The sequence below is a fragment of the Tabrizicola sp. genome, from assembly GCF_036781545.1.
GTDB lineage: Bacteria > Pseudomonadota > Alphaproteobacteria > Rhodobacterales > Rhodobacteraceae > Tabrizicola.
Map to the genome: position 1 here is coordinate 1 of NZ_DAIQAT010000065.1, position 17635 is coordinate 17635.

Here is a 17635-nt window from a genome sequence, read left to right on the forward strand (position 1 = left end):
CCCCGCCGCCGTTCTTGGCCAGGGTGATCTCATCCTCCGATCGCCGCGCATAAAGTGCGGGATCGTCGTAGAAATCGGCCACCACATCGGCCTCGGTGATCGCGCCCGAGGCGATGGGGTCGATCAGCTCGCCGATGTGATGGATCGTCGTGGCGCGCGAATCCACGAACACCTGCGCCCGTTGCATCGCCCGATCGTCCACCTCGCGCATTCCGGGCTTGTAGGCCCCGATCAGGTCGATGTGCTGGCCCGGCTGCAACCAGTCGCCCTTGATCAGGGGCTCGGTCGTCATGGTGGCCGAACAGATCACGTCGGCCTTGCGCACCGCCGCCTCCAGATCCTCCGCCACCGGCAGCCCCATCGCTTCCGCACTGGCTCGGGTCCGGCTCCAGACCGTGAACCGCGCTTCGGGGAACAGCGAGGAATAGGCCTCGACCATGCTGCGTGCCACGGCGCCAGCACCGACCAGCAGGAAGTCCCGCGAATCCTTCCGCGCCAGCCGGGACGCCGACAACAGGCTGTCCCCCGCGGTCTTCCACTTCGTCACCAGATGGAAGTCGAGGATCGCATCCAACTCGCCCGTCACGTCGTCGAACAGCGACACCACGCCGAAGATCGTCGGAAGGCCCTTGGCCGCATTGCCGGGATAGACCGTCGCCGCCTTGACCAGCGCCCCCAGCCCGTCGATCCAGGCGCCCCGGTTCAGGATCGTGTCCTTGTCGCGATACAGGAACATGTCCTTGATGTCCGACAGCGGCAGCCTGTGCCCCGCCTCGAATGCCTTCAGCAACTCCTGCCAGGACAGAAGCGCCTCGGCTTCCTTGGTGACGATCTCGGTCAAATCCCTGCTTCCCCTGTTGTCAAAAGCCCCTCGGCCACCAGCCGTGCGGCCCAGCCCTGCCAGCTTTCGAACTGATGTGTGCGCCAGCCCCTTCGGGCCGCGGCGGTGATGTTGTCGGCCCGGTCGTCGGTGAAAAGCAGCCGGTCCGGGGCGATGCCGCAATCCTCCTCCACCGCCTGATAGATGCGGGGATCGGGCTTCGACACCTTCAGCCGGCCCGAGACATATTCCCGGTCGAACTCGCCCAGGAAATCCAGCATCCCGCGCGCTTCCTCGTAGGAATAGCTGCCGAAATTGGTCAGGCAGAAGACCGGCACGCCCTTCCGCCGCAAGGCCCGCAGCAGTGCGATCGACCCCTCGATCCGGGGGCTCGCCAGCTCGATCCAGCGGTCGTACCACAGGCGGATTTCCGGCGCCCAGTCCGGGTGCCGGTCGGCCCAGTCATAGATCGTCTCGCGGAACAGCGCCCCGTCATCGACCAGCGCGTTCATCCCGTGCAGGTCCACGGCAGCGAACAGCGCGCGCCGCCGCTCCTCGCCCAGCACCCGGTCGTAGAAGGCCTCGGGCTGCCAGCGGGTCAGCACGTTGCCGATATCGAAGATCACTGCCTCAGGCTGCATCGCCTTCCCGTCTGCGGACTGTCTCGCGCCAGATCACATAAAGGCCCGAGCCGCAGATCAGCGCAATCCCCACCCAGGACACCGCATCCGGAAAGGTGCCAAAGACCATCAGCCCCCAGAAGATCGCCAAAGGCATCCCGACATATTCGAAGGGCGCGATCAACCCGGCTTCGGTCGTCCGGTAGGCCTGCGTCACCATCATCCCGCCGATCCCGACCGAAAGCCCGGTGGCCAGGAACACCGGCCAGTCGGCCAGCGGCGGCCAGATCCAGGGCCGGAACAGGAACGCCCCCAGCTTGTCGTCGGTCGCGAGATGCCCGTCGCCGACCCAAAGACCCATCGACAGGCTGACGATGATGAACCCCGCCTGCACATAGAAGGACAGCGTCATCGCGCTTTCGGTATCGCCCATGTGCCGCGCCAGAAGGTTGCCGCTGGCATAAAGCACCGCCGAGATCAGCACCAGAAGCGCGGCAGGCTGGATCACCCCGGCTCCGGGGCGCAGCATGACGATCACCCCCAGCATCCCCATGATCACCGCTGCCCAGCGCCGGGGCCCCACCTTCTCGCCCAGAAAGATGATCGAAAGAAGCGTGATGACGATCGGGCTGACATAGGCCACCGCCACCGCATCGGCCAGGGGCAGGGCGGCAAGGCCGGTGAAATAGGTCAGGTTCGAGACCATCACGATGCAGACCCGCGCCAGATGCGCGCCGGGGCGGCTGGTTGCCAGATGGCCGAAGCCGCGGGGCGACTGGCCGATCACCACAAGAATGAAGGTCATGGCAACGAGGGCGCGGATCAGGATCACCTGATGCAGCGCATAGCCACCCGACAGGAACTTGATCGAGACGTCGTTGACCGAAAAGATCAGCGTGCCGCCGATGGCGAACAGGATGCCGGTCAGGGCGGGGGAACGTGCCATGGCCGCAGAAAATCCGCGCCGCACGGTTCCGTCTGTCCTGCCCGCGACATCGCTTGACGCGGGCAGGCAGGCCTTACGGGCTGGTGGTCGTGGTGCCCGCCGCGGACAGTTCGTCGACCTTCGCCTGCAAGGCCGTCAGCTGCTCGGTCAGCGCCGTGACCTGGTCGGCAAGCTGGGCCTTCTCGGTCTCCAGCGTCATCACCTTCTGCGACAGGTCGGTGCGTTCGCGTTCAAGGCTTGCCGCCATTTCGGCCTGGCTGATCTTCTCCGCCTCCAGCGCCGTGACCTTCTCCTTCAACTCGACCGCTTCGGCCTTGATCGCCGCCGCCGCGTCGCTGGCCGCCTTGGCTGCGGCCTCGGCCTCGCTTCGCAGCGCGGTCAGGTCGTCGGCCAGCTTCGACTTCTCGGCGTCCAGCGCCGTGACCGCATCGCCCTTGGCGGCAAGCTCGGTCTGCAGGGCATTGGTCTTCTGGCTGGACTGGTAGGCGAAGAATCCCAGGATCGCGGCGACCACGACCAGGACAATCGTCAGCAAGTTGCGCATGGCGTCACCCCCTCGGTTTGGGGAAGGCTATCCGCAATCCTGCCCGGCGCACAACAGCCAAGGCCGTCGCGGGCGCGGCCTGGTTAACCTGTCGTGAATGCCCGCAGACAAGCCTTTGATTTCATTGGCGCGAGAAAATGCCCGCGCGCGGGCAGCCACTCAGCCCAGAAAGGCCTGCGCATGGAATGACACATGATCTTCCATGAAGGTCGAGACGAAGAAATAGCTGTGATCATAGCCCTTCTGCATCCGGAACGTCCCCCCCTGCCGCGCCTGCGCCATCGCCTCGGCCAGCGCCTCGGGGCGGAGCTTGTCCAGGAACTGGTCCGCCGTGCCCTGATCGACGAGGATCGGCCCGTCGAACCCCCGGCGCCGCATCAGAAGCGTGGCATCATGCGCCGCCCAGGCAGTCTCGTCGGCGCCCAGATAGGCAGCGAATTGCGGACGCCCCCAGTCGCTGGCCGTCGGATTGCAGATCGGCGCGAAGGCAGAGACCGACTTGAACCGCCCCGGAAAGCTCATCGCGATGGTCAGCGCGCCATGTCCCCCCATCGAATGCCCGGTGATCCCCTGCGCCTCCTCGGCCAGGGGGAAGGCGTTGAAGAGCAGGCGGGGCAGTTCCTCGGTCACATAGTCCCACATCTTGAAATGCGGGGCCCAGGGCTTCTGGGTGGCGTTCACATAGAACCCTGCTCCCTGGCCCAGGGCGAAGTCGGCATCGTTCGCCACCCCTTCGCCGCGCGGCGAGGTGTCGGGGAAACAAAGCGCGATCCCGGCTTCCGCGGCCCAACGCTGCGCCCCGGCCTTGATCATGGCATTCTCATGCGTGCAGGTCAGGCCAGAAAGGAACCACAAGAGCGGCACCGGCCCGTCCTCGGCCTGTTCGGGCAGGAAGAGGCCGAAGGTCATGTCACAGGCGCAGGCCGTCGAGGCATGGCTGTAGACCCCCTGGACGCCGCCGAAGGCCCGGTTTTCCGAGACGGTTTTCATATGTAGCCTCCCTGGCTGATAAGCGCGATCACGGCAGTCACGGTCAGGACCGACGCGGCGGTCGACAGAAGGATCGCGGTGGAAACCCGTTGTGGCGCAACGCGGTAGTGCTGCGCAAGGATGAAGACGTTGCCCGCCACCGGCAAGGCCGCAGCGGCGATCATCACCCCAGCGGGATAGCCGGTCACGCCGAACAGCCAGCAGGCCCCGGCCACGGCGGCGGGATGCAGGACCAGCTTCGCCAGAGCCAGCCAGCCCGCAACCTCGACCCGCTCGGCAGAGCGGCCCGACAGCGAAGCTCCGATGGCGAAGAGCGCGCAGGGCGTGGCCGCGGCGCCAAGCAGCGTCATGAACTCGCCCACCGGGTCCGGCAGCGCCAGTCCCGTCGCGCCCCAGAGGATGCCCAGGACGACCGAGACGATCATCGGGTTCTTCGCCAGCCCCACCGCGAGGATGCCAAAGGTCTGCAGGCTGACCCGGCCCGCGCGGAGCCCGGTGATCGCCATGGTCAGGATCGAGGAGAAGACGATCAGGTCGACCGCAAGGACCAGCAGGACCGGCCCCACCGACTGCGGCCCGAGCAGCAGCGCCAGCATCGGGATGCCGAGGAAGCCCACATTGCCGATGACGCCGGTATGTGCCTCGAACACCGCTTCCTCGCGGCTGGTGCCGCGCCCCAGCGCCACCGCCGCGACCAGAAGCCAGACCAGCCCCGTTCCCAAGGTGTAGGCAAAGACGAAGGGCCAGTCGAAGATCGCGGCGACGTCCAGATTGGCGGCAAAGCCGAAGAGCATCGCCGAAAGGGCGAAGTAGAAGACGAAGCGGGTGAGATAGGCGGTCGCCTCCTGCGAGAAGAAACGAGTGCGGCCCGCGACATAGCCGGTGCCGATCAGCGCGAAGAAGGGCAAGGTTTTCAGGAAGATCGCCAGCATCCCGCCCTCGTGTCACGCAAGGCCGCAAAGGGCAAGGCCGGGCGCGGGGAATCAGCCGGCGGCGAAGGACGCACGTAAGTTCCGTTGAGTGCGCCGGAGGTTCTGCCCGTAAGGGTTGTGGCAAAAGCAGGGCAGGGCGCCGCTACGAAATTGTTGCCGCGGGAACCGCCCGAAACGGCACCAAAGCAGCCAAAACAAACGACTTCCGGTGGAAACGCAGTCCTTTGAGGGGATACTTCCGAAGTGTCTTGCAGCGCCAGGTTGAGGGATTGTGGCGAAAAACGAACGAAATGGCTTCACGTTTTGGCCCAACTCATTGGCTAACGATGGGAAACCGCGCTTCTGACGGGGGAAAGCAGACGCGCCGGAAAGGTATCGTAATGACTGCTGTTGCACGCAAAATAGACCAGCTCGATCTCGGCGCGAATGCCGACGAGCTTCCGCCTGGGACGAGGCTGCTGTTCGGCCAGTTCACCATCGAATCCTTCGTCAACAGCGGCGGGTTCGGCATCGTCTATATCGCGCGCGACTCGCTCGACCGTCAGGTCGTGATCAAGGAATGTTTTCCCGGCACCTTCTGCCGCCGGATCGGCAGCACGGTGGGCGCGCGGTCGCGGGCGCAGCAGGATGATTTCCGGTCGGCCGTGCAAAGCTTTCTGCAGGAAGCGGTGACTCTGTCGAAGCTGGACCACCCGAACATCGTCAAGGTCCATCACGTCTTCGAGGACAACGAGACCGCCTATATGGCGATGGACTACATTGACGGCCCGGACCTTCTGCAGACCGTCGAGGGTACGGCGCGCCCGTTGACGCCGAAGGAAATCGTGTCGCATCTGACCACGATGCTGGGCGCGGTCGAGCATGTGCATGCGCAGGGGCTGCTGCATCGCGACATCTCGCCCGACAATATCCTTTTGGATCGCAAGACCGGCCAGCCAGTTCTGATCGACTTCGGCGCCTCGCGGAAGGAAGTCACCCGGAAAAGCCGGGCGCTGACGGGGCTGCGGGTGGTGAAGGACGGCTATTCGCCGCAGGAATTCTATGTGCAGGGCAGCAAGCAGGCGCCCTACAGCGACCTTTATGCTTTGGCCGCCAGCTTCTACCACCTGATCTCGGGCGAGACGCCGAAGACCTCGCAGGAACGCCTGTCAGCGATTGCCGGGCGCGAGGGCGACCCGCTGCGTCCGCTGGCGGGGCGGTTCAAGGCCTATCCGCGCAGCTTCCTGCAGGCGATCGACAAGGCGATGGCGCTTTTCCCGCGCGACCGGCTGCAATCTGTCGAGGAATGGCGCGCGATGCTGGGGACCGAGGGCACGGCTCCGGCTGCGGGGCCGCAGCTTGTCCAGGTGTTGCCTCAGCCCGACGCCCCGGCCGAGGTGGTGAAATCGGCTCCGTTGCCTCCGGCAAGGGCGGCAACCGCCCCGGCGCCCGCCGTGCAGCCTGCTGCGACGGGTTCGCACAATCTCTTGCTGATGTCGGCGGCGGCGGTCCTGTTGCTGGTCGGACTTCTGGTGCTGCTGCAAGCCTTGCGTTCCGGAGATCCAGCGGCGGCTGTATCCAGCGGGTCTGTGGCCGCGGTGGCTCCTGCCGCTTCGGACAGCCTGCTGGTGACGAATGTCTTGCGGCTGCCCGGAGGGCTTGCCTTCGAGATGGTGGACACGCCGACCGGGACCGAGACCATCGTCTCGGTGGTGCCGGAGGGGAGTGGAAACACTGTCGCCGCCGGGGACGTGCTTCTGGTCTACGCGCCCTCGGGGGAAACTCTTGGCACCGGAACCGCGCTGCGGGACATACTCACGCGCGAGTTTGCCAAGGGCGTTACCACTTATAGTTTTGTCGTTCGTCGCGGTGACAGTACCATGGAAGCAGAAATCCGGCTTGGGGTGGCGGGGTAATCCCGCATTACCAGACACAAGGACGGGGAGAGAAAGCCTTGAAGTTCCTTCGCTCTATCTTTGGTGAGACCGACGAATCGGGTCATCCCGCAGCAAGTGTCGAGGCCGGGCCGGACCCGGTGATGGCCGCCCTTGCGGAACTGGAAGTGAAGCGCCTGCGCGAGGCGCTGGCCGCCGCGGCACCCGCCCCGGCGCCGGAGCCCGAGCAGGAGCCGGCGCCCGACATGCCGGTGGCGCGACCGCACCGCGTGGTCAAGCAGAAGGCTCCGCTGCCGGAGGGCGTCAGCGCGCCCGCCCGCAGCATCTGGGACATCGAGGACGAGACGCCGAAGCCCGAACTGGCGGCGACCCCTGCCGAGACCGAGCCCATGCCGCGCCGTCCGACCCGGACCAAGACCCGCGTCCTGGGGTTCGAGGCGCAGCCTGCGGCGGTCGTGCCGTTGTTCGAGGGAATCGAGGGCGCGCCAGTCCTGTCCGTGACACCGGCTGCGGGCAAGGGCTATGTGATGTTCCCGGCTGGCTGGCTGGTGGTCAAGGACGGCCCCGGCAAGGGAGCGTCCTACGCCCTGACCCAAGGCGTGTCGCAGATCGGTCGCAGCTCAGACCAGACGGTGGCGCTGGATTTCGGCGACATGGCGATCTCGCGGCAGAACCACGCCGCCATCGCCTATGACGCCGCAACGCATCAGTTCCACATCGGCCACGGCGGCAAGTCGAACCTGGTGCGGCTGAACGGCCGCCCGCTCCTGGCCACCGAAACCGCCGGCGACGGCGATGAAATCCAGATCGGCGAGACGACGCTGGTCCTGAAGGTGCTCTGCACGCCCGACTTCAACTGGTCCACCTTTGAGGCGGAAGGAGACGGGCATGATATGGCGATCGCGTGAACCACGCTACGACGTCGCCTCGGGGATCAGCCAGGGTGCGCGCGACTATCAGGAAGACGCGATCACAGCGGATTTCCCGGTCGGGGCCGAAGCTGGGTTCGTCGTGCTGGCCGATGGCATGGGGGGTCATGCGGCGGGGGATGTCGCCTCGAAGATCGTGCTGACCGAGGTCTATTCCGAGCTGAAGTTCCACTATGCCGATGTAGAGGCATTCGAGGCCGAGGCGCCGGGCATCCTGCGCGGGGTGGCGGATCTTGCGAACGAAACCCTGCGCCGCCACACCGACAGCCACCCCGAGACCGAGGGCATGGGCGCGACCTTGGTGGTGCCCGCGCTGATCGAGAACCGGCTCTGGTGGATTTCCATCGGCGACTCGCCGCTGTTTCTGTTCCGCAACGGCAAGCTGAGCCAGCTGAACGAAGATCATTCCATGGCGCCGCAGATCGACTTCATGGTGCAGGCCGGGCTTCTGGACCCCGAAATGGCGGTGAACCATCCCGACCGCAACTGCCTGATGTCGGTGCTGATGGGATCGAGAATCGCGAAGATCGACTGCCCGGCCCGGCCGGTCGAGCTGAAGGCGGGGGATATCGTCGTCTGCTCTTCCGACGGACTGCAATTCCTGAGCAATGCGCAGATCGAGCGGGTGCTGACCAAATACCGCAAGACACGCTCGACCGAAATCGCCGAGCGTCTGCTGGACGAATTGTCGAGGCTGGACGATCCCGACCAGGACAACATCAGCTTCACCGTGATCAAGGTGAACGATGCCTCGGTCCGTCCGAAGCACGACCGCCCGCCGCGCGATTCCCTGGCCGTGGCCCGGCCACGCGGGCTGACGATGGTCGCGACCCAGCCGATCCTGACGCCGGTGCCGGGGGCCGAACCGCTGCCCGAGGCCCAGCCCGACCAGATCGCGGCGCTTGCTTCCCCTGCCGAGCCCGAGGCGGTTGCCCCGCGCGCGCCGGTGGCGCCCCGCCGCTTCGCCGCGCTGGGCTGATCGGCCCCAAGGGGTCAGCCGCGAAAGACGCTCATGATCTGCTCCAGCGGTTTCTTCCGCTTGGCGACCGCCGGCACTGTGGCATCCTCGGCCGGATAGCCGACCGGCAGGATCATCACCGGCTTCTCGTGCTCCGGTCGCCCGCAGAGTGGGCCGAGGAATTTCATCGGGTTCGGCGTGTGCTCCAGGCAGACCAGCCCCGCATGGTGGATCGCGGCGATCAGGAACCCCACGGCGATCCCGACGCTTTCAGGCACGTAATAGTTCTTGTAGCGCGTGCCGTCCTCGGTCACGCCATAGCGCTGGGCGAAGACCACGATCAGCCAGGGGGCATCGGTCAGGTGCGGTTTCGAGACGCCAGTCCCGATCGGCTCCAGCGCGGCTAGCCATTCGTCGCCCGCGCCGCCCTGGTAGAAGGCGCGCTCCTCTTCCTCGGCCCCCGCGCGGATGCGGGCCTTCATCGCCGGATCGCTGATTGCCACGAAATGCCAGGGCTGGTGGTTCGCCCCGGAGGGCGCCGTCCCGGCCGCCGCGATGCAAGCCGCGATCACCGCCTCGGGCACCGGCCTTGTCGCATAGTCCCGCACCGAATGGCGCTTTCTCATGTAGGCGAGGAAAGCCTCTGCCGCCGCCAGCGATCCGGCCTCGTCACGCTGCACCCGGTCCGGCAGCGGCAGCGGCTGATAGCTGACCTCACCCTTGCGATACATCACCCGCCCCCGATCAATGCCCCCGCGGCAAAGACCAAAGCACCCCCGACCACGACCTGCAAGGCTGCGCGCAGGAAGGGGGTCTCCATGAACCGGTTCTGGATCCAGGCAATCGCCCAAAGCTCGATGAAGACCACGATCATTGCGATCGTGGTCGCGGTCCAGAAATCCGGGATCAGATAGGGCAGGGCATGGCCGAGGCCGCCGACGGCAGTCATCACGCCCGAGGCGAGGCCGCGTTTCAGGGGCGAGCCCCGGCCCGAGAGCACACCATCGTCATGCGCGGCCTCGGTGAAGCCCATCGAGATGCCTGCGCCGACCGAGGCCGCCGAGCCGACGAGGAAGGTCGTCCAGGTGTCTTGCGTCGCGAAGGCGGTGGCGAAGATCGGCGCCAGCGTCGAGACCGAGCCGTCCATCAATCCGGCCAGTCCCGGTTGCACCCAGGTGAGGAGGAACTGGCGCTTGGCTGTCAGGTCCTCTGCGTCGCGCGCGTCTTGCGGCAGGTGGGTCTCCTCCAGCCGCTGGGCATGGCGTTCGTGGCCCGCTTCCGCCGCGGCAAGATCACCCAAGAGCTTCCGGGTCGCGGCATCCTGCGTGCGGGCCGCCGCGCGGAGGTAGAAATCCTGCGCGGTCTTTTCCATCGCCGCTGCCTCGCCACGCATGGTGTCCAGCGACAGCGACTGCGACAGCCAGACCGGACGACGGGCATAGAAGCCCGCGACATGCTCGCGGCGGATCAGCGGGATCACCTCGCCAAAGCGGGTGCGGTGAAGATCGATCAGCCGCTGCCGATGGCCGTCCTCCTCGACCGCCATGCCGTCGAACACCGCCGCCGAGGCCGGAAAATCGGCCCGCAGGCGTTCGGCAAAGCTGCGGTAGATGCGGGCGTCATCCTCTTCCGAGGAGATCGCCAAGGCCAGCACCTCTTGGTCCGAAAGTTCGGTGAAGCGGCGGCGGAAGGTCAGGGCGGACAGCACGAAGGCACCATAGTTTGGAATCATTCTAATGTAGTCGCGCGAGCGGCAGGCACAATGCCGGATTTTGAACTTTATAGTTCACTTTCTGCTTGCTGAAATGAACTCTTCAGTTTAGATACGATTCTGAACCGACAAGTTCAGAATGGAGAGTATGATGACCCGTCTTGTTTACGCCCTTGCCGCCAGCCTGGCCCTGGCCGCCCCCGTCGCTGCCGACTCGCTGACGGTTCTCCTGCCGACGCTGACCTTCCCGACCGACGCGGTCACGACCTCCACCAAGGGATGCGACAGCACCCCGACGACCTGCCGACTGGCCGAGTGACCGCTTCGCTTGCCGCGCCGGATCGCGATGGTCTATGGTCCCTTCCGGGGGAGCCGATGAACGTCATTGCCGATCACGGGGTCCGACGCGGCCGGAAGTTCGACCAGGTGCTGGAAGGCGCCCGGACGGTTTTCATGCGCGACGGGTTCGAGCGCGCCTCGGTCGATGACATCGCGCGCGAGGCCGGGGTGTCGAAGGCGACGATCTACGCCTATTTCCCCGACAAGCAGCTTCTGTTTCTGGAAGTCGCGCGCTGCGAATGCCACCGCCAGACCGAAGAGGCCGAGGCGATGGTGGAAGGCGACCTGCCGGTGCGGGCGGCCCTGACCATCGCCGCCGAGCGGATCGTGGCCTTCCAGCTGTCGGACTTCGGTCAGCGCATGTTCCGCATCGTCGTGGGTGAAGGCGAGCGGTTTCCGGGCCTTGGCCGCCAGTTCTACGACTTCGGGCCGGGGCGGATCCACGACCGCCTTGTCCACCACCTGCGGGCCTATGTGCAGAACGGGCAGTTGAAGATCGAAGACTTCGACCTTGCCGCCGACCAGTTCGCGCAGCTCTGCAAGGCGACGATCCACGAGAAGCTGATCTTCGGCATGACCGAGACGATCACCCCCGAACTGGCCCACCGCAGCGTGCATGGGGCGGTGGACATGTTCCTGGCAAGATATGGGGTGGCGGGTTAGCTTTTCAGGCGGACCCGGGCCGTCGGTCCGCGCGGATCGCAGTCGAACTGGTCTGGATAGGATAGCAGCCAGGCCCGCAACGATTTCTGCGGCGTGTCGGTAAAGCTTATGCCCACCTGATGCAAGGCGACCCCAAGCGACTGGATCGGGTGGCCGGCCGGCCCCGCCTCTGCAATCATCGCCCGAACCTTGCGAAGCGCGCTGTCGCCTCCCGCCGGGAGCTTTGGCTTCACCGCGGGTTTCGGTGCCTCGGTCGATTGGGATGCTGGCTTGCCGATCCGCTCGACGCGACACCCCTGCTCGCGCATGTGGCTGACCAGCGGATCGAAATCCCGGTCATCCGACACGATGAGGAAGGTCTGCGCCAGCCCGCGATGCAGAAAGTCCATTGCCGCAATCACCAGTGTAATATCCGCCCGGTTCTTGCCCGCCGAGGTGGCACAATGCGTGGCGGTGTAGGTGGTTTCCTTTGCCCAGTCCGTGTGACGCGTCATGTCGCCGAACACCCGGCGAATGGTGACTTCGCCCAGGCGGGCGGCCCGGCTTTCAATCTGCGCAAGCCCGGCGCGAGGATAGTTGTCCCCGTCGATCAGCAGGGCAACGCGCGATTTCAGACGAGGGGCTGGTGAAAGGTCCAAGAAGAAAGCCCGGGCAAGATTCGATTCTTGAAGTTTTGCCAGAAATCTTGACCCTTTAAGGGCAATCACCCGTTCTCGCGCAGCACCACTCCGGCCAGATACAGAGAGCCGCAGATCAGCACCCGCGCCTCTGGCGACGTCGCGGCGATCCCGGCCAACGCTTCGGCGACCGAGCCTGCCGTTACCGCATCGATCCCCGCCGCCTGCGCCGCATCGCGGGTGGCTTCGGCGGGCAGGGTGTTCTTCTCGCCGGGGATCGACACGGCATGAAGCCGCGTCACCTGCGGGGCGAGCGGGACCATGTAGCCGGTCACGTCCTTGGTGTTCAGCATCCCGCAGATCAGATGTGTCTCGCGCGCGGGCATTCGCGCCAGCGTCGCTGCCACCGCCTCGCCCCCCGCCGGGTTGTGCCCGCCGTCCAGCCAAAGCTCCACCTTCGGCGCAAGGTCGACCAGTGGGCCGTGCCGCAGCCGCTGCATCCGGGCGGGCCAGAAAGCGCGGGTCACGGCGGCTTCGCAAGCCGCCTCATCCCGGCCCAAGGCGCGCAAGGATGCAATCGCCGCACCGGCATTCTGGATCTGATGCGGGCCGGGCAGGTTCGGCAGGGGCAGGTCGAGAAGCCCGTTCTCATCCTGATAGACCAACCGCCCGCGATCCTCGAAGGCGTTCCAGTGCTGGCCGAAGGCCAGAACCGGGGCGCCCCGCCGGGCGGCCTTGGCCTCGATCACCGCCAGGCCTTCCTCAAACTGCGGCCCGACGATCACCGGCACGCCGCGCTTGATGATCCCGGCCTTCTCGCCCGCGATCTCGGTCAGGGTCTCGCCCAGATACTGCTGGTGGTCGATGGAGACCGGCGTGATGATCGTCAGCCGGGGCTTTTCCACCACATTCGTTGCGTCCAGCCGACCGCCAAGGCCCACTTCCAGCAGGGTCCAGTCCGCCTTCGTGCGGGAAAAGGCCAGAAAGGCGGCGCAAGTGGTGATCTCGAAGAAGGTGATCTCGTCCGGCCCGTTCAGCCGGACACATTCGTCCAGCAGCGCCGTCAGCGCGGGTTCGCTGATCAACTCCCCCGCCAGCCGGATACGCTCATGGAATCGCGCCAGATGCGGCGAGGTATAGGCGTGGACCTTGTCGCCGCCCGCCTCCAGCCCCGCCCGGATCATCGCCTGGGTCGAGCCCTTGCCGTTCGTCCCCGCGATATGGATCACCGGGGGCAGCGCGCGTTCTGGATGCCCCAGAGCGGCCAGAAGACGCTCTACCCGCGCCAGGGTCAGGTCGATGACCTTGGGATGCAGCGTCATCATCCGCTCCAGGATGACGTCGGATCCTTGTGCCATGGATCAGGTGCTCGTCTCGGTCTTGGAAGAGGCGGGCGCTTCCGCCGGCGCGGGCAGGTCGCCCTTGATGGCCGGGGGTTGGCCGGTCAGCATCCTCACCAGCGTCACCAGCTCGTCCTTCATCGCCTTGCGGTGCACCACCCGGTCCAGCATCCCGTGGTCCAGCAGGTATTCCGCGCGCTGGAAGCCTTCGGGCAGCTTTTCACGGATGGTCTGTTCGATGACGCGCGCCCCGGCAAAGCCGATCTGGGCGTTGGGTTCGGCGATCTGCACGTCGCCCAGCATGGCATAGCTGGCCGTCACGCCCCCGGTCGTGGGATGGGTCAGGACGACGATATAAGGGAGGCCCGCCTCCTTCAGCATCTGCACCGCGACTGTGGTGCGCGGCATCTGCATCAGGCTCAGCATCCCCTCCTGCATCCGCGCCCCGCCCGAGGCGGAGAACAGCACCAGCGGGCGCTTCAGCTTCACAGCGCGTTCCGCCGCCGCGATGATTGCATTGCCGACATACATGCCCATCGACCCCGCCATGAAGGCGAAATCCTGCGCGGCGGCAACGATGGGCGTGCGGTTGACCTCGCCCTCGGCGACCAGCATGGCATCCTTCTCGCCGCTGGCCTTCTGCGCCGCCTTGATCCGGTCGGTGTATTTCTTCTGGTCGCGGAAATGCAGCGGGTCGACCACCGCGTCCTGCACCTTCACCTCGGTGAAGATCCCGCCATCGAACAGCGCCTCGAACCGCTCGCGCGGGCTGATCGCCATATGGTGTTCGCAAGTGGTGCAGACGTTAAGGTTCGCCGCAAGCTCCCGATGGAACAGCATCGTTCCGCATTCCGGGCACTTGGTCCAAAGGTTCTCGGGCACCTCGCGGCGCGAGAAGAGCGAGTTGATCTTCGGACGGACGTAATTGGTGATCCAGTTCATGCGGCCTTGGTCCTGCCCCGTGGGTCAGCCTTCGAGATAGTCCGGGCACCCGCGAAATGCAATCGGCGGCGATCCGTTGCACAGCGCCACGGGGTGACTCACCCCCAGGTCGGGTGGAACTTGCCCACGGGAGACAGGGTGAAAATCTCGCAGCCCGTGGCCGTCACCCCCACCGAATGCTCGAACTGCGCGGAAAGCGACTTGTCGCGGGTGACGGCGGTCCAGTCGTCGGCAAGCACCTTTGTCTCGGGTCGGCCAAGGTTCACCATCGGCTCGATGGTGAAGAACATGCCTTCCTCCAGCACCGGACCCGATCCCGCGCGGCCATAGTGCAGCACGTTCGGCGGCGCATGGAACACCCGGCCAAGCCCATGGCCGCAGAAGTCGCGCACGACGGACATCCGCTGCGCCTCGACGTAAGCCTGGATCGCATGGCCGATGTCGCCGTAGGTATTGCCCGGCTTCACCGCCGCGATCCCGCGCATCAGGCCTTCATGCGTGACCTCGATCAGCCGCTCGGCCTTGCGGGCCAGCTGGCCCGCGACATACATCCGGCTGGTATCGCCATACCAGCCATCGACGATCACCGTGACGTCGACGTTCAGGATGTCGCCGTCCATCAGCACCTTCTGCCCCGGAATCCCGTGGCAGACCACATGGTTCACGCTGATGCAGGAGGCGTGCTTGTAGCCCTTGTAGCCGACGGTGGCCGAGATGACGCCGCGCCGTGCGATCTCGGCGGTGATGAAATCGTCGATCGCCGCGGTCGTGACGCCGGGCGTCACCAGCGGCGCCACCGCATCGAGAATTTCCGCCGCCACGCGACCGGCGGTGCGCATCCCCGCGAAATCCGCATCCTCATAGATGCGGATGCCGTCCTTCGTGATCCGGGCGCGAATGTCGTCCAAGGCCAGTCTCTCCGAGGCCGCTTTCCTTGGCCCTACATAAGAGCCTCGCGCGGAATTGGCCAGAGGCCGGGGTTTGAAACGGCGCGCGGTGGCGGCTATACCCGCACCTGTGAAGCGCGGAGACGTCCCATGTCCAACCCCACAGCCGCAATCCTGGTGATCGGCGACGAAATCCTCTCGGGCCGCACACGCGATTCGAACCTGCATTTTCTGGCCGGGGAGTTGACCCGCATCGGCATCACCCTGCGCGAGGCGCGGATCGTCGCCGACATCCACCCCGAGATCGTTGCAGCCGTCCGTGCGCTGTCCGGCAAATACACCCATGTCTTTACCAGTGGCGGGATCGGCCCCACCCATGACGACATCACGGCGGATGCGGTGGCCGAGGCGATGGGTGCGAAGATCGGCCAGCGCGCCGATGCGATGGCGCTCTTGCAGGCGCATTACGACCGCTCGGGCCTGCCCTTCAATGAAGCCCGGCAGCGCATGGCGCGCATCCCGGATGGGGCTGCGCTGATCGACAACCCGGTCTCCACCGCGCCGGGCTTCACCATCGGAAATGTGCATGTGATGGCCGGGGTGCCGAACATCTTCCAGGCCATGGTCGCAAGCGTCCTGCCGAAGCTCACCGGCGGCCCGCCGCTTCTGTCGCAATCGCTGCGCGTGGACCGGGGCGAGGGCGAGATCGCCGGACCGTTCGGCGCACTCGCCGCCGAGTTCCCGGATCTGTCGATGGGGTCCTACCCCTTCATCCAGAACGGCGCGCATGGCACGAACCTGGTGATCCGGGGCACTGACGCCGCCCGGCTGGATCAGGCCATGGTCAAGCTGACGCGGATGTTCGGATGATGCCCGACCTGCTTCCCCCCCATCTGCTGGCCGAGGTGATGGAGGCGACATGGCGCCCGGCGGGCCGCCGTCTGCTTGGCCCCTTTACCCTGCGCGACGGGGCCGGGGGCGGCAAGCGCGTGTCGGCGGCCACCTGTGACGGTGCCTTCACCGAGGCCGACCTTGCCACGGTCGAAACCGTGATGGCCGAACCCCTGGTCCTGATCCGCAATGGCGACGAGGCGCTGGATGCCGCACTAGATGCCCGCGGCTGGCGCATCATCGACCCCGTCGTCGCCTATGCCGCCCCCGTCGCCCAGCTTTCCGCCGAGCTTCCCTTCCTCACCGCCTTCCCGCACTGGCCGCCACTGGAGATCGCCCGCTCGCTTTGGGCCGAGGGTGGCATCGGCCCCGCCCGGATCGCGGCTATGGAGCGGGTCATGGGACCGAAGACCGCCCTCCTAGGCCGCACCGGCGACCGGCCCGCCGGGGTGGCCTTCGTCGCCTGCCATGGGTCCGAGGCGATGGTGCATGCGCTCGACGTGCGCGAGAGCAACCGCCGGCAAGGCCTTGGGCGTCATCTTCTCCACGCCGCCGCCAACTGGGCCGCGGGGCAGGGCGCCACCCGGCTGTCGCTGGTCGTGACCCGGCAGAACGCCGCTGCCCGCGCGCTCTACGCTCGCCTTGGAATGCAAGCTGTGGGACAGTATCACTACCGAATGAAGTGATCGCGGAAAGCGACCCGGGCAGTGCCGAAGGCCATCATCCTTTTCCCTCTTCTGGCCGCGCTGGCCCAGCCCGCTGTCGCCCTGACGCTGGATCTGCCTGCCAGGGTCCTCGCCGAGGAGACCCGCAGCGAGCTTCCCGGCAGCTATGCCCTGCCGACCGCCGCTTTCGACGGCAGCAGCGTGCCCTCGCGCCAGGTGGAAGGGGCGCTGGACCAGCGGGCCTTCCGTCTCGACGCGGCCGGGATGACGACGCTGGCGCTGATGGGTCCGCTGCGAGATCAGGTGCTTGCGGCGGGCTATCAGGTGATCTTCGAATGCGACGCCCGCGCCTGCGGCGGCTTCGACTTCCGCTTCCACACCGATGTGATGGCCGAGCCCGACATGCATGTCGACTTCGGCGACTTCCGCTTCCTGTCGGCGCAGTCCGGCGATGATGCGGTGTCGATCCTGGTCAGCCGCAGCGCGGGCGCGGGCTATGTGCAGATCACGCGTGTCTCTCCGGCGCAGGTGACGGCGCCCCCGGTAGAGACCCCCGTGACGATGGAGGATACAGCCATCCCCCGCGGGATGGACGCCCAGCCGTCTTCGGCCATCGCCGCAGCGCTGGACGAGGTCGGCTCGGCGGTGCTGGACGATCTGGTCTTTGCCAGTGGCGCCGCCACTCTGACCGATGGCGACTATCCCTCGCTTGCCGCCGTTGCGGCTTGGCTCCAGGCGAACCCGGACAGCACCATCGCGCTGGTCGGGCACACCGATGCTTCGGGCAGCCTGGCCGCGAATACCGCGCTGTCGGAGCGCCGGGCCAAGGCGGTGGCGCAAGTGCTGGTCGACCGCTTCGCCGTGGACCCGGCCCGGGTTGCGGCCAAGGGCGTGGGCTTCCTCGCCCCGCGCGCGACGAATCAGACCGAGGAGGGGCGGCAGAAAAACAGACGGGTCGAAGTGATCG

General features: G+C 66.3%; 20 protein-coding genes. 8 read left to right on the forward strand and 12 right to left on the reverse strand.

Annotated elements, in window-relative coordinates:
• The 6 genes from V7Q39_RS11420 to V7Q39_RS11445 form a co-directional block, all read right to left on the reverse strand.
• A partial coding sequence (locus V7Q39_RS11420) for an ornithine cyclodeaminase family protein (protein WP_333816698.1) occupies window positions 1-841 on the reverse strand: 841 nt, incomplete at its 3' end.
• Window positions 838-1461, reverse strand: coding sequence for an HAD family hydrolase (locus tag V7Q39_RS11425; protein WP_333816699.1), 624 nt, complete (start codon window positions 1459-1461; stop codon window positions 838-840). The genes V7Q39_RS11425 and V7Q39_RS11420, both read right to left, overlap by 4 nt.
• Window positions 1451-2386, reverse strand: a complete 936-nt coding sequence (locus V7Q39_RS11430; RefSeq protein ID WP_333816700.1) for a DMT family transporter — start codon at window positions 2384-2386, stop codon at window positions 1451-1453. Before V7Q39_RS11430 ends, V7Q39_RS11425 begins: the two co-directional genes overlap by 11 nt.
• 73 nt (window positions 2387-2459) lie before the next feature.
• The gene (locus tag V7Q39_RS11435; protein WP_333816701.1) at window positions 2460-2921 is read right to left on the reverse strand and encodes a hypothetical protein; all 462 of its coding nucleotides are present in this window, start codon (window positions 2919-2921) and stop codon (window positions 2460-2462) included.
• Window positions 2922-3089: 168 nt separating this feature from the next.
• A complete protein-coding gene (fghA, locus tag V7Q39_RS11440) occupies window positions 3090-3920 on the reverse strand; it encodes an S-formylglutathione hydrolase (protein WP_333816703.1) in 831 nt (276 codons plus the stop codon).
• Window positions 3917-4852 (reverse strand): AEC family transporter, encoded by a 936-nt coding sequence (locus V7Q39_RS11445; RefSeq protein ID WP_333816705.1) that lies wholly within the window; start codon window positions 4850-4852, stop codon window positions 3917-3919. The genes fghA and V7Q39_RS11445 overlap by 4 nt, the downstream gene beginning before the upstream one ends.
• A gap of 380 nt (window positions 4853-5232) precedes the next feature.
• Here V7Q39_RS11445 and V7Q39_RS11450 point away from each other — a divergent pair, with 380 nt between their 5' ends.
• The 3 genes from V7Q39_RS11450 (at window position 5233) to V7Q39_RS11460 (ending at window position 8634) form a co-directional block, all read left to right on the forward strand.
• Complete coding sequence (locus V7Q39_RS11450; RefSeq protein ID WP_333816706.1) at window positions 5233-6747, forward strand: serine/threonine protein kinase; 1515 nt, start codon at window positions 5233-5235, stop codon at window positions 6745-6747.
• 122 nt (window positions 6748-6869) lie between these two features.
• The gene (locus V7Q39_RS11455; RefSeq protein WP_333816707.1) at window positions 6870-7634 is read left to right on the forward strand and encodes an FHA domain-containing protein; all 765 of its coding nucleotides are present in this window, start codon (window positions 6870-6872) and stop codon (window positions 7632-7634) included.
• Window positions 7615-8634 carry a PP2C family protein-serine/threonine phosphatase gene (locus V7Q39_RS11460; RefSeq protein WP_333816708.1) on the forward strand — a complete coding sequence of 340 codons (1020 nt, stop codon included), beginning with the start codon at window positions 7615-7617 and terminating at the stop codon, window positions 8632-8634. The genes V7Q39_RS11455 and V7Q39_RS11460 overlap by 20 nt, the downstream gene beginning before the upstream one ends.
• Window positions 8635-8648: 14 nt before the next feature.
• Here the strand turns inward: V7Q39_RS11460 and V7Q39_RS11465 are convergent, their stop codons facing one another.
• Together V7Q39_RS11465 and mbfA are read right to left on the reverse strand one after the other, a co-directional pair.
• The gene (locus V7Q39_RS11465) at window positions 8649-9344 is read right to left on the reverse strand and encodes a nitroreductase family protein (RefSeq protein WP_333816709.1); all 696 of its coding nucleotides are present in this window, start codon (window positions 9342-9344) and stop codon (window positions 8649-8651) included.
• Window positions 9344-10345, reverse strand: coding sequence for an iron exporter MbfA (gene mbfA, locus V7Q39_RS11470; RefSeq protein ID WP_333816711.1), 1002 nt, complete (start codon window positions 10343-10345; stop codon window positions 9344-9346). The genes V7Q39_RS11465 and mbfA overlap by 1 nt, the downstream gene beginning before the upstream one ends.
• A 130-nt stretch (window positions 10346-10475) precedes the next feature.
• Between mbfA and V7Q39_RS11475 the strand changes: the two genes are divergently transcribed.
• Complete coding sequence (locus V7Q39_RS11475; RefSeq protein WP_333816712.1) at window positions 10476-10643, forward strand: hypothetical protein; 168 nt, start codon at window positions 10476-10478, stop codon at window positions 10641-10643.
• A 56-nt stretch (window positions 10644-10699) separates the two neighbouring features.
• On the forward strand, window positions 10700-11326 hold the full coding sequence (locus V7Q39_RS11480) for a TetR/AcrR family transcriptional regulator (RefSeq protein ID WP_333816713.1): 627 nt from the start codon (window positions 10700-10702) through the stop codon (window positions 11324-11326).
• Here V7Q39_RS11480 and V7Q39_RS11485 read toward each other — a convergent pair.
• From V7Q39_RS11485 to map, 4 genes are all read right to left on the reverse strand, one after another.
• Complete coding sequence (locus V7Q39_RS11485; protein ID WP_333816714.1) at window positions 11323-12033, reverse strand: NYN domain-containing protein; 711 nt, start codon at window positions 12031-12033, stop codon at window positions 11323-11325. The two genes, V7Q39_RS11480 and V7Q39_RS11485, sit on opposite strands and share 4 nt — an antisense overlap.
• A complete protein-coding gene (locus tag V7Q39_RS11490) occupies window positions 12030-13301 on the reverse strand; it encodes a bifunctional folylpolyglutamate synthase/dihydrofolate synthase (RefSeq protein WP_333816715.1) in 1272 nt (423 codons plus the stop codon). Before V7Q39_RS11490 ends, V7Q39_RS11485 begins: the two co-directional genes overlap by 4 nt.
• Before the next feature lie 3 nt (window positions 13302-13304).
• Window positions 13305-14225: an acetyl-CoA carboxylase, carboxyltransferase subunit beta gene (gene accD / locus V7Q39_RS11495; RefSeq protein ID WP_333816716.1), complete on the reverse strand. Its 921-nt coding sequence runs from the start codon at window positions 14223-14225 to the stop codon at window positions 13305-13307.
• Window positions 14226-14323: 98 nt separating this feature from the next.
• Window positions 14324-15133 carry a type I methionyl aminopeptidase gene (map, locus tag V7Q39_RS11500; RefSeq protein WP_333816717.1) on the reverse strand — a complete coding sequence of 270 codons (810 nt, stop codon included), beginning with the start codon at window positions 15131-15133 and terminating at the stop codon, window positions 14324-14326.
• A gap of 129 nt (window positions 15134-15262) precedes the next feature.
• Here map and V7Q39_RS11505 point away from each other — a divergent pair, with 129 nt between their 5' ends.
• The 3 genes from V7Q39_RS11505 to V7Q39_RS11515 form a co-directional block, all read left to right on the forward strand.
• A complete protein-coding gene (locus V7Q39_RS11505) occupies window positions 15263-15982 on the forward strand; it encodes a competence/damage-inducible protein A (RefSeq protein WP_333816718.1) in 720 nt (239 codons plus the stop codon).
• On the forward strand, window positions 15979-16689 hold the full coding sequence (locus V7Q39_RS11510) for a GNAT family N-acetyltransferase (RefSeq protein WP_443082510.1): 711 nt from the start codon (window positions 15979-15981) through the stop codon (window positions 16687-16689). The genes V7Q39_RS11505 and V7Q39_RS11510 overlap by 4 nt, the downstream gene beginning before the upstream one ends.
• A 21-nt stretch (window positions 16690-16710) precedes the next feature.
• A partial coding sequence (locus V7Q39_RS11515) for an OmpA family protein (RefSeq protein WP_333816719.1) occupies window positions 16711-17635 on the forward strand: 925 nt, incomplete at its 3' end.